We start from the raw sequence: 11,568 nt of genomic DNA, 5'->3' as shown, positions 1-11,568 counted from the left end.
TGTACCCTTTTTTTAGTATAGCATGTAGGTTTTAATATTTTTATTGAAAAATCTTGACAACTATTAGCTGGTTTTGTTGAAAATAATATTTTAGAAAGTAAAAGCCACTCCAAATATTTTGGAGTGGTAATTTTAATTGAATAGTACTTCCTTATTAACACGTATTACTTTTTTAGATTGGTATTATTTATATTGGTCTGTTCCGGATTAACGCTTATTAATACAATTAACAAATACTTTAAGCATCATCTTAAAGTTCCTTCTAAAAAGAATAAAGTGAAAAGATACAGAAGCTCTATTCTCTACCTTTTCACTTTATTCCAACCATTTTCAAAATCTGCCCCTATTAATAAATGAATACTAGGAGTTTGAGCATCCCATGTACATAAAACAGCATTTCTCCCCTATTTTTTATACAAAAAATTGAACACCTTTTTTGTAAAATCCTCATAGGAGGAGAAATATTTATTCCGCTGGTTATACCATTTCCGAACTGTTTCGACTAGCCAAAACGGTACAGGATTCCCATCAATTAAATGATAGTACTGATCATATCCTTTTTTTAAATGCTCCCATCGGAAATCATTACCGGGCAGTATATATTCCGACACATCGAGTATTTTCGCTCTACCGTTTTGGAGTAATATATTTTTCAAATGGATATCCCGAGGGTTCAATCCTTTAGAGCGCACATAATCCCGCGCTTCCTCCACATCATTTACAACTTGTGCTGGAATGTGAATCCCTTGTAGAACACAGTCAAAAAGGGTAATTCCTTGCTCGTAACTAATTACTAAAAAATCTTCATATGCCGCATAACATTTTGGAAAAAATGGTGAATCTCCCAATTTACCATAAACATTTGCTTCCACTTTTACTTTCTCTTTTTTGTCCTTAGCATATAATTTTAATGCAAAAGCTGGGGTGTTTACTGATTGAAAAACAGCCGCATCCGTACCCATTCCAATACACTTTAAATCATCCGCTTCACCAATAATCGTTACAGGCTCGTTATTTGGATTTGATAAAACCGTAATCTTGGAAAGAGAGTCCATCGCCTTTTCCCAACTATCTTGCATATAACCTCTCCCTTCATGAACGTTGAAGTTGCATCCATTATATCCTTTCTCGTTCAATGAACCTGCATCATACGTACCATAATACAAAGGAATCTTATTAAACGAAAAAACCTTTCAATATGTTATTCTTTTTTATTACTGTTTATTAATAAACTCAAGATGATTGAGTGGCCAAACTTTCATATCGGCCGTTCCTACCACTTTATCCATTGGTACAAAGCCAATATGAGGGTCTCTACTATCAATACTTTTTCTTCGATTGTCTCCTAAGACAAACAAGTAACCTTCTGGGACCACTTCTCCCCCCAATTTTTCCCCTAATGAAAAATCTTCCGTTAAGGTTCCATGATTTTTCAACAATCCCTTATACTGTTCTAAATAGGGTTCGTCATATTTCTGGCCATTTATATACAGTACATCGTTTTTATAGGTGATTTGATCGCCTGGGAGACCGATAATTCGTTTAATATAATTCTTCTCTTCTGTTGCCTTAAATACAACGACATCAAATCGGTTATATTCTGTTAATCTTGGTCCAATTTTATTTACGATTACTCGATCGCCGTCTTCAAAAGTAGGCATCATGGAAGCACCTTCAACTTTCGTTGGAGTAAAAAGGAAAAATCGAATTCCCCATACACATACAAAGGCAATCAATGCTGCTTTACCCCACTCCAAAGATTCTTTTTTTTCAATCCTTTTCCCCATCTTTCATACCCCCTCGTTCTTTTTTCAAACTAACCGTTTCCATTGAACGTCTTTCTCGTCTTGTTTATTTGGCTTTCTAACAAATTCAATACATCTTTCTTCACAAGCGCCAAATTCAATAAAATTTTTCTGTGCTTGTCTTAAAGAAGCGATAATTGCTCTCCCTTCATAACTTCAACAAAAAGGGTGTTCATCCCTTTTGGATAAACACCTTCCATTCAATCTATATATAAACGTGAATGCTTCTTTTTTAGATGCATCCCTATTGAGGGAAGGCTATTTAAGCAAATCATGAGAATTGTTTTGATTTATTTTACTTAAAAAGATCCTTACGCCACTATAGGCTATCATACAACCTATAAAATGAAGAACTGAGTTCCAAAACAAACCAATATCTTCAAAAGTTATACTAAATAAAAGAATTCCCGAGAAACTTAAAAAGAAACACCTTATCATTTTTACACCCCTGACATATCTTCTCCATATTTCAAGAATTGATTGATTTTAAAGATAGCATCCATTGCCTAGGATTGTAAAATTATGTAAAATAAATACATCCATTACCAATTATAAGGAGGCAGATGATGAGCTCGACATACATTCTCTACAATATCGTTCCTTTCGGATTTTTAGCTTTGCTTGTTTTCATTTTTTTAGATATATGTCTTGATTACTTTAGGAAAACAAAAAGTAGTCATGTAAAACGAATTCTCCTATACAGTTTTCTGTTTTATTGCATTAGTATTATTCAAGTAAAATTCGGAGGTATTACCCTTCCACCTCAAAACCCACATGACATACAGAGTACGTTTATTTCAACGAATGCCTGGTTAGGTATTTATGACACTTTGTATATTAATAAATCCATTTGGAGTTCTATCCTACTGTTCATTCCCCTTGGCATGTATTTAACGTTCCTTTTCCCTTTGAACAGTTTAAAGAAAACTATTTTAATAATCATTGTATGTTGCTTAGGGATAGACATTTCTCGCCTTTTATTGGAGTGGTTTGGTTTCGTAATGCGTCATTTTAACATGAGGGAAATTATTTATCTTTTATGTAACATAGTTGGTGGAATACTTGGTTTCATCTTCGTAAATTTCGTTCAAAAAGCGAGTCATTCCAAATATGTAAGTGAACCTAAAGTATAAATATAGAGGGGTCCCTAAAATAGGGATCCCTTATTTCATAATGGAGGCTATGATTAAAACGAATAAAAGGATAAGGATGAGTATCCCTGTACCTTTCCACCCTAAATCAGCAAAACTTCCTGTTCCAGTTTTATTAAAGGCATCATTCATATTGCCCGTAGGATTGCTTTTGCGTTCTTCTTGTCTAAGTCGTTCCCTAGTTTGCTCCGGAGTCTCTTTACTCATTTTCATTACCTCCCCTTATCGGCACGAATAAAAAAGGCCTTAATCCTACCAAGATCAAAGCACTTCAGTGAAATATAAATCGAAGCTTTACATCAAACTTCTTCTATAATTGATTTCCCTTTACTGTCTTCCGCATCGAGCCATTCCCAATTTTCATGTAATCGTATTCGTCCATCCTCTAAAATTTCAGGGGTGGAAACACATTTCCCTCCTCTAATTTCGTTTTTCGCATTGACGTGGTTATAATTAAACTTTAAAGAACCATCTTCATTTACAATACCAATTAAAAAACCTTTAATGATTTCTCCCCCACTATATGTTGCAGAGATAATATTCCCCTCTTGTTTGTAATGAAAGGTCGTTTTTGAAGAGACTTCCCCATTTGCCGTATTTTCAGTTGAAATAAACGTTCGATTATTATAATGAATCATGCTTTACCCCCTATTGAAACCTTTTCGTACTTTTATTACATATTCAATAAAATATAGCTATCTCCTTCTGTAATAGCTTAAAAAAGCATTTATCCATTTAGATAAATGCTCGTAAAATATTTGTTAGGCTACATTGTCCATGTAATAAGCAGTCCTGCATGGGCTAAGCCGCCACCGAAACCATATAGCAATAGTTTTTGTCCATTTTTAATTTTCCCTTCACGCACTGCCATATCTAAAGATAATGGAATGGTAGCTGATGAAGTATTACCATAATCCACTAAGCTGTACAATGTTTGTTCGATTGGGAAACTACTTTTCTCACAAATGGATTCGATCATTCTTAAATTGGCACTATGGGGAACAAACCAATCGACCTCTTCCAAAGCCATATTCGCCTTTTCCATAACAGATTGCATTCCTTTTGGAACCGTTTTAACTGCCCATTTATAAACTTCTCGCCCATTTTGAACGATGTAACCATTCCCGGTTAAATCCTCTTCATTCATTCGTTTAGACAAATTTGTACTGTATAAACTTTTGCCTCCCTCTCCCTCTGATCCGAGATGAGACGAAATAAAACTAGGATTTTGTTCATCGTACTCAACTAATACAGCCCCTGCACCGTCACCAAAAAGAATACAAGTTGTTCTATCGGTATAATCCGTTATTTTCGAAAGGGTTTCTGCGCCAACAACTAAAACTTTTTTGTTTAAGCCGGATGTAATTAAACCATTCGCTACATATAACCCGTAAGTAAAACCTGCACAAGCAACATTTAAATCCATTGCCCCTGTATTTTTAATACCAAGTTTTGCCTGTAGCATTGAACTCACACTTGGGGTTTTGTAATCAGGAGTTAATGTACAAACGATAATCAAATCCACATCATCTACCGTTTTGTCATAACGTTCCATTAAATTTTGAACAGCTTTATAACTGATATCGCTTGTAAATTCATCTTCCCTCGTTATTCTTCGTTCCTTTATACCCGTACGTTGAACAATCCATTCGTCACTCGTTTCAACCATTTTTTCTAAATCAAAATTTGTCAATCTTTTTTCAGGAACATATGAACCTATCGCTGTAATGCATGCTTTTGATTTCACCATTCTAATTCACCTCATTTTAGATTAAAATCTTTTTAACACTTACTATTATGACTTGGTACTAATTATAATGCAAAAAAATTCCCCTTTCTTTTCCTATTCACAAAAAAGACTGTAGACAATCCCGATTTCTATCGTTTTCGCCTACAATCTATTATGCTTACGGTCTATTAGAATTATTTAAGTTTCATTGCATCCTTCATAATTTGTGGTAAGTCGGTATTATCGTGGAACCCTACAAATTTATCTGATTTCGGACCGAATGCAAAGACAGGAACTTGTGCTGCAGTGTGACCATATCTTGTCCAACCAATACCTGCACGTTCACTAATAACTTTATTGATCGCTGATTTCGCTTCTTCTGCTTGTTGAACAGTAGTAACTTCTGCATCTGTTAATTCTATACCAGTGTATTGTAATACCACTTCTTTTACATTCGAACGATCTTCGTTTAATTGACTCGCCATAAAATCACCGGTAGCTGTTACATTATTTAGAACATCAGCCGTCGTATTGGATGATGAAGATGAACCGACGGACATACCACCCGTTTCATGATCTCCAGCAACAACTACTAACGTATTGCCATCTTCTTTTGCAAATTCAATCGCTTCTTGAACTGCTTCTTCAAATGCTTTTGTTTCATGCATTGCGTACGCCGCATCATTGGATTCACCAGCCCAGTCAATTTGGCTACCTTCTACCATTAAGAAGAAACCATCTTTATCTTGGCTTAAAGTATCAATGGCTGTTTCTGTCATTTCAGCTAAGCTAGGTTCTTCCGTATCAACACGGTCAAATTCAGGCGCAAGGGCTTCACCTGCGAATAAACCAAGTAATTTTTCTCCCTTTTCCACATCAACGTTTTCAATATTTTTTAATTGGTCACGGTTTTCAACAAATTGGAACCCTTTTTCTTGTGCCTCATCGATTAAGTTTAGTTCTGCTTGTTTACCACCTTCTGAAGCTGGTAAGAAGTTGTTTTTACCACCACCTAAAATCACATCGACATCACTTTCTTGAATGTATTGGCGAGCAATTTCAGTTTCGTTGCTACGGTGCTCTACATGGGATGCAAAACTAGCAGGCGTTGCATGGGTAATGGTAGACGTGGCAACTAAACCTGAAGATTTACCCGCTTCTTCTGATGCTTCCAGAATCGTTTTTAGCTTATTTCCTTCTGGATTTAACCCAATGACACCATTGTTTGTTTTAAAACCAGTCGACATCGCTGTACCTGCAGCAGCTGAATCTGTAATATCCGCATTGGCAGAAAAAGTAGTGTACATTCCTTTAATGTGGGTATCCCATACAGCTTCTTCCCCTTTGAAAATACGGTAATTGGCAGCGTGATTTGCACCGAATCCGTCTGGAATCATATAAATAACATTTTCCACTGCTTTATTTCCATTTTGTTTCCCTTGGGAAGCATCTTTTTTTGCAGCATCGGCAGTACTTAAACCTACTCCTGATAGAACAAGTCCTGTACTTAACGCAATTAGACCAACTTTTTTAAACATGAAAACCTCTCCTTAAAAAATATGATTTATATTACGTTAGTAGATTACGTGTTCTGTATTAATTGGGAATGAATCGGTTGTAAATGTTCAATGACAAAATTTTAGTCAAAATACCTATGGAAAATTTTTAAAATAATTTAATTTTAATTCTATCATCCTATTTAGATGATATTTTCGATGAATCTATTGGAAACTTCCAAGAAATTATCAATGTTTCTATTTACAAAGTTTACAATAGAAACTTATTAGAAAGAGGGTTTTTCAATTATTCTTTAACTCTTACTTCCCTTTTGGAAGGATGTAGGCTAAATAGGCACAAAATGATCGAAACTACTAACATGATGAAAACACCTATAATGACAACAAACTGAATTGATAGTACTTGTGCCATCACCCCCATCACGCTTGTCATCAGAATGATCATCAACGCTTGTATTAAATTATAAATACTTCCGATTCTCCCCATTATTTCAACCGGTATATTCGTTTGATAAAACGTTAGAAATCCAGTATTTGCAAAGGCATTAAAAAAAGCGAGGAAAAAGAAGCCAACTGCAGCTACTGAAAAGGAATTTGAAAAAGCATAAATCACATAACCAATTGATACAAGCAGAGGGCCCATACCGATTAATACAGATAGTTGAACCTTTTTTACAATTAATGCGTTCACCATCGCTCCAATCATAATCCCTGCCCCTGCAATTGAAACTAAAAATCCGTACTGTCCGTCGGATAGCAATAACACTTCTTTTGCAAACGCTGCCTCAAGGGAATCGACAGCGCTGGCCATAATCATCATGACCGAACTAAATAAAATATAAATAGTCATTATGTAGCGAAATTGACGACTGAAATCGATAACAACGGACCAATCCCTTTTCATTGTCTCTAGCGTGATCATGTTATCAGTTGAAGTGTTTATACTATCCTTTTCTAAGTCTGGCATAAATAATGTAATAATCCCTGATAGAAATAATGCGATGGCATTAATATAAATCGCTAATGTTGGAGTTCCGACTAAAAATAAGAATCCTGCAATAGCGGGACCAATTAAGAAAGCACCCGATGTTACTAAACTATGAAGAGAATTAAATTGCTTTCGTTTTTCGGGTGAAATTAATTTTGTAATGTATGTCATGGATGTTGGGCCAAATATGGAACTCGCCATATTTAGAAGAAAAACGAACATGTATAGGAGCGTAATAGACGAAAAGAACGGTAATAAAGCGATTAGTAACGCTCTGAATACATCTAAGAAAACCATTAATTTTCTTTTATTCAATCGATCAATCATACTTCCTGCCCAGAAATTTGTACATAAAGTAGCGAAAGGTTTGATGATATACAATATGGACACAGCAAGTGGAGAATCTGTCATATTTAGAACGATTAAATTTAGAGAAAGAAAATAAATCCAATCTCCAATGTTTGAAACACCAATACCAAATAATAAGATAGACGGATATTTCCAAGATTCCATTTTCTTTAAGTTCATTTCTTTATCCCCCTTTTTATGATTAAAAATAAAAAAATCCCGTTCCCAAGACTCTACAATGTAAAGTCTTGGGGACGAGATTTTTAATCGCAGTGCCACCCCAGTTTATTAATATGTCGCCATATTAACCTTATTAGGTACATGTTTTATACCCTAGCTCGATAACGGGAGCTCCCGCCATATCTACCTTTAAATTACGATATGATACTCAGAGGCTTGCTTCAATAAATCTTTCTTACTCCATTCTCACCATTCAGGAGCTCTCTGAAAAGAAATCATTTATCTACTCTTCTCTTCATCGCTTTTTCATTATTAGTCCTATACTACAAGGATTCATACGCTATGTAAACCGTATTTTTATTCACCACTACATCATGACATTATTTCAAATTTTTAGAAATCTAAGAATAAGCTAAAACAACTGTATAATAGTAATCGGACTATTTCGATAGTTTTATAAACGCCCAAGGAGGACATATGATGAAAAAGATTTCATACATACTATTTTTATTAATGATTGCTTTATTAACTGCTTGTTCGGACGATAAGCAAGATACAAAAGCTAATGAAGAAACGAAAGAAGAAAGCCTTAATGTAGACAAAGGTCTATTAAATGTTGAAGTAACGTTACCTGCTTCTATGTTTGAGGGAGAAGAAGATATTGATACGATGATTGCAGATGCTGAAGCTGATGGTATCGATAAGGTGACAAAAAATGATGACGGTTCCGTTACTCTTAAAATGTCAAAATCGAAACATAAAGAATTGATGAACGAAATAGAAACATCGATTAAAGAATCTATCGAAGAAATGAAAACAAGTGGAGACTATGCATCGATTAAAGATATTGCCCATAACGATAAGTTCACGGACTTTACTGTAGTAGTTGATAAAGCAGCTTATGAAAATAGTATGGATGGATTTGTAGCACTTGGCTTAGGTATCTCTGGTGCGATGTACCAACTTTATGATGGAGCAAATCCAGATGATTATAAAGTAACCGTTTCGGTAAAAGATGAAGCAACTGATGAAGTACTTGATGAAATGGTATATCCAGATGATTTAGAAGATATAGAAACGGAATAAGCAATAAGGATTCATACTTTAGACAGCGGAATAACTATTTCCGCTGTTTTTTTTTGAAGTCTCTAAATAATTCTAATCTTATTTTCTTAATATTAAAATCAGCACTTGAAAAAGGCGAAGGTAATATAGGTTGTCAACCTTCCAAATAAAACGATAAAACGCTGCAAACTATTAAATAGGATGCAGCGTTGTTTTATTCTACTTAATGTAGCGTCTTGCGTATATTTTTTCATGGCAAATCGTGTGATTGGTTGAGCCTATACCCGTTCGAGTTTTTTATATGGCTTCGAAGGATATTCAACTCGGATGGCATCTCCCGGTTTTACTTCACCGCTTTCCAAAACAATACCCATAATTCCTGCTTTTCGTATGATATTTCCATCGGCATCCTTCTCTACGACCACTTTTAACAAACCGGGTTTAAAGTTATCAATTTGAGCACACGGATTACGTAATCCCGTTACTTGAACAATAGCCTTCTCCCCTATGTATAATTTTGTATCAGTAGGTAGTTCGAGCAGATTGATGCCCACGGTTGTAATATTTTCACCCATTTGACCAGGTTCTACCGTAAAATCGTCTTTTAACTCTTCAAACAACTCGCTTTGAATTAAATGCACTTGTCTTAAATTTGGTTGGTTAGGATCTTGGGCAACCCTCGAGCGATGTTTCACCGTAGAACCCGAGTGGGCATCACCTTCCACCCCTAACCCTTTTACCAACTGGATACGCTCTTGATTTTCTTTACTAAAGGTATGCTTACTACTTAAACTGACCGCTAAAACCTTTCCGTACATTGAACCTAACCCTCCTCAACTTTTTTAAACACCATACTTGTTCATTATTCAATAAAAGTGTAAATGATTCCTTTTAAAGGTTAAAATTCAATGTAAAAAGGTTGAAGGTCATCATTTAAGCAGTATTCGATTCTTTGGCTGAAGTTTTTCCAAGTGACCATTTCTAATGCTTGATGGATCGGAAAATAACCTACTTCTAAACTTTCAGAACTGGTAGTTGGCACTCCCCCGATAGGTTTACCTAAAAATAATGTATTGCATATACACCCTTTAACATTTTGAAAGATGCCACAAAACTTCGTAATTTCAATATCAATGCCGGATTCTTCTTTCGTTTCTCGAATGGCGGCGTCCTTCAAAGATTCCCCTTCTTCTACTTGACCACCTGGCATTTCCCAGCCTCTACGTGGACCTTTAATCAATAAAATCTCATTATCATCATTTAAGACAATCGTTGCAGCCGAAATAATATGTTTTGGTGTAGCCATCTAAAGTGAACCTCCTATGAAAAATACGCTTCTTCATTATTCAATAAAAGGTTCATGATTCCCTCTCTAACAAATTATCCGTTACTTGATTTTCATCTTATAGCCAATATAAAGAATGAAGAACCAAACAGGTGCTACAAATAATGCAATGCGCATATCCGGAATAAAGGCCATTAAAACAATGACAAGGGCTAAGAACATAAGGGCTAAATAAGTTGAAAGTGGATAAAACGGTACTTTAAATTTAATTTTTTCCGCTTCCCTTTTCGTTTTTGATTTTCTAAATTTTAATTGTGTAATTAGAATAATCGTCCAGCTCGTAATCACCGCTACTGTTGCCACTGCAGAAATATATAAAAATACTTTTTCAGGAACAATATAATTTAAAACAACGGCTACTAATAAAAACAATGAGGAGAATAGTATCCCCCGTCTCGGACTACCATTTTTACTAAGGGTTTTAAAAATCTTTGGTCCATTATTTTGTAATGATAAATTGTAAAGCATTCTTCCAGAACCGAACAAGCCACTATTAAACGCTGATAATGCTGCTGTTATGACAACGAAATTAATAATATGGGCAGCTCCAGGAATACCGACATTATCAAAGATTAATACAAAAGGACTTCCGTTGGATCCAACTTCATCCCACGGATATAAAATCATCATGATGCCTAATGCACCGATGTAGAAGATTAATATTCTCCAAACAACATTATTAATAGCGGAAGGAATCGATTTTTGAGGATCCTTTGCCTCCCCTGCTGTAATCCCGACTAACTCAACACCACCAAAGGAAAACATCACAAGTACTAGGGACATTAATATGCCCTCAAAACCATTTGGTACGAAACCGCCATGGGACCATAAATTATCAAAACCAATTGGCTGACCTTCGTTTCCAATGCCAAAGAAAATAATGCCTAATCCGAGAATAATCATTCCAATAATAGCGACTACTTTAATCATCGCAAACCAAAACTCAAATTCTCCGAAAGCTTTTACATTCGCAAGGTTTACGATTGTAATGAGAATGAGAACTGCAAGGGCTGTTACCCATTGGGGAATATCTGGGAACCAATAATTCACATACACACCGACTACCGTTATTTCGGCCATTCCAACGACGATCCACATAAACCAATAAGTCCATCCTGTTAAATAGCCTGCAAAAGGACCTAAATAGCGATTGGCATATGTACTAAATGAACCCGATACAGGTTCCTCTACAGCCATTTCTCCTAGTGCCCTCATAATGGTGAAGATAACTAATCCACCTACTAAATAGGCAAGTAAAATCGATGGTCCCGCCATTTGAATGGTTGCACTAGAACCATAAAACAAGCCAACTCCAATGGAACCACCAAGGGCAATTAATTGGATATGTCGGTTGCTTAAACCTCTTTGAAGCTTTTTATTTTCGCTCAAAATGCATTCCTCCTTAAATAGTACTGATATTCTCATATTGCAAGTTAGATA

11 protein-coding genes, 1 pseudogene and 1 other annotated feature are annotated in these 11,568 nt (G+C 35.5%); of the genes and pseudogenes, 1 reads left to right on the top strand and 11 read right to left on the bottom strand.

What is annotated here, in order from left to right; all coding sequences use genetic code 11:
- Positions 1–404 precede the first annotated feature (404 nt).
- The 8 genes and pseudogenes from H9636_RS16590 to H9636_RS16555 form a co-directional block, all read right to left on the bottom strand.
- Entirely contained in the window at positions 405–1,079 is a 675-nt protein-coding gene (locus H9636_RS16590; protein WP_191708692.1) for a serine/threonine protein kinase, read from the bottom strand.
- Positions 1,080–1,214: 135 nt separating this feature from the next.
- Positions 1,215–1,787 (bottom strand): signal peptidase I, encoded by a 573-nt coding sequence (lepB, locus tag H9636_RS16585; protein ID WP_191708691.1) that lies wholly within the window; start codon positions 1,785–1,787, stop codon positions 1,215–1,217.
- 24 nt (positions 1,788–1,811) lie between these two features.
- Positions 1,812–1,958: pseudogene (locus H9636_RS16580) on the bottom strand (CPCC family cysteine-rich protein); the annotation flags it as partial.
- A gap of 1,010 nt (positions 1,959–2,968) precedes the next feature.
- On the bottom strand, positions 2,969–3,163 hold the full coding sequence (locus H9636_RS16575; RefSeq protein ID WP_404817769.1) for a DUF6366 family protein: 195 nt from the start codon (positions 3,161–3,163) through the stop codon (positions 2,969–2,971).
- 92 nt (positions 3,164–3,255) lie between these two features.
- The gene (locus tag H9636_RS16570) at positions 3,256–3,594 is read right to left on the bottom strand and encodes a n-acetylglutamate synthase (protein ID WP_191708689.1); all 339 of its coding nucleotides are present in this window, start codon (positions 3,592–3,594) and stop codon (positions 3,256–3,258) included.
- A 128-nt stretch (positions 3,595–3,722) separates the two neighbouring features.
- Entirely contained in the window at positions 3,723–4,706 is a 984-nt protein-coding gene (locus H9636_RS16565) for a ketoacyl-ACP synthase III (RefSeq protein ID WP_191708688.1), read from the bottom strand.
- A gap of 173 nt (positions 4,707–4,879) precedes the next feature.
- Positions 4,880–6,223: an alkaline phosphatase gene (locus tag H9636_RS16560; protein WP_191708687.1), complete on the bottom strand. Its 1,344-nt coding sequence runs from the start codon at positions 6,221–6,223 to the stop codon at positions 4,880–4,882.
- 265 nt (positions 6,224–6,488) lie between these two features.
- Positions 6,489–7,718: an MFS transporter gene (locus tag H9636_RS16555; RefSeq protein ID WP_191708686.1), complete on the bottom strand. Its 1,230-nt coding sequence runs from the start codon at positions 7,716–7,718 to the stop codon at positions 6,489–6,491.
- Positions 7,719–7,785: 67 nt separating this feature from the next.
- Positions 7,786–8,026, bottom strand: a binding site (T-box leader).
- A gap of 172 nt (positions 8,027–8,198) precedes the next feature.
- Between H9636_RS16555 and H9636_RS16550 the strand changes: the two genes are divergently transcribed.
- The gene (locus H9636_RS16550; RefSeq protein ID WP_191708685.1) at positions 8,199–8,804 is read left to right on the top strand and encodes a membrane lipoprotein lipid attachment site-containing protein; all 606 of its coding nucleotides are present in this window, start codon (positions 8,199–8,201) and stop codon (positions 8,802–8,804) included.
- A 257-nt stretch (positions 8,805–9,061) separates the two neighbouring features.
- Here the strand turns inward: H9636_RS16550 and H9636_RS16545 are convergent, their stop codons facing one another.
- The 3 genes from H9636_RS16545 to H9636_RS16535 form a co-directional block, all read right to left on the bottom strand.
- Entirely contained in the window at positions 9,062–9,601 is a 540-nt protein-coding gene (locus H9636_RS16545; RefSeq protein WP_191708684.1) for an MOSC domain-containing protein, read from the bottom strand.
- 80 nt (positions 9,602–9,681) lie between these two features.
- Positions 9,682–10,089 (bottom strand): NUDIX hydrolase, encoded by a 408-nt coding sequence (locus H9636_RS16540; protein WP_191708683.1) that lies wholly within the window; start codon positions 10,087–10,089, stop codon positions 9,682–9,684.
- 81 nt (positions 10,090–10,170) lie between these two features.
- Positions 10,171–11,517, bottom strand: a complete 1,347-nt coding sequence (locus H9636_RS16535) for an amino acid permease (RefSeq protein WP_225230298.1) — start codon at positions 11,515–11,517, stop codon at positions 10,171–10,173.
- Positions 11,518–11,568 lie beyond the last annotated feature (51 nt).

This window comes from Ureibacillus galli (assembly GCF_014836845.1).
Lineage (GTDB): Bacteria > Bacillota > Bacilli > Bacillales_A > Planococcaceae > Ureibacillus > Ureibacillus galli.
The sequence above is the reverse complement of the archived record's forward strand: the minus strand, read 5'-3'. Positions and strand labels throughout refer to the sequence as shown.

Coding starts and splice junctions, on each gene's coding strand:
- H9636_RS16590 (WP_191708692.1), bottom strand. CDS start 1,079: ATGCAAGATAGTTGGGAAAAGGCGATGGACTCTCTTTCCAAGATTACG.
- lepB (WP_191708691.1), bottom strand. CDS start 1,787: ATGGGGAAAAGGATTGAAAAAAAAGAATCTTTGGAGTGGGGTAAAGCA.
- H9636_RS16575 (WP_404817769.1), bottom strand. CDS start 3,163: ATGAGTAAAGAGACTCCGGAGCAAACTAGGGAACGACTTAGACAAGAA.
- H9636_RS16570 (WP_191708689.1), bottom strand. CDS start 3,594: ATGATTCATTATAATAATCGAACGTTTATTTCAACTGAAAATACGGCA.
- H9636_RS16565 (WP_191708688.1), bottom strand. CDS start 4,706: ATGGTGAAATCAAAAGCATGCATTACAGCGATAGGTTCATATGTTCCT.
- H9636_RS16560 (WP_191708687.1), bottom strand. CDS start 6,223: ATGTTTAAAAAAGTTGGTCTAATTGCGTTAAGTACAGGACTTGTTCTA.
- H9636_RS16555 (WP_191708686.1), bottom strand. CDS start 7,718: ATGAACTTAAAGAAAATGGAATCTTGGAAATATCCGTCTATCTTATTA.
- H9636_RS16550 (WP_191708685.1), top strand. CDS start 8,199: ATGAAAAAGATTTCATACATACTATTTTTATTAATGATTGCTTTATTA.
- H9636_RS16545 (WP_191708684.1), bottom strand. CDS start 9,601: ATGTACGGAAAGGTTTTAGCGGTCAGTTTAAGTAGTAAGCATACCTTT.
- H9636_RS16540 (WP_191708683.1), bottom strand. CDS start 10,089: ATGGCTACACCAAAACATATTATTTCGGCTGCAACGATTGTCTTAAAT.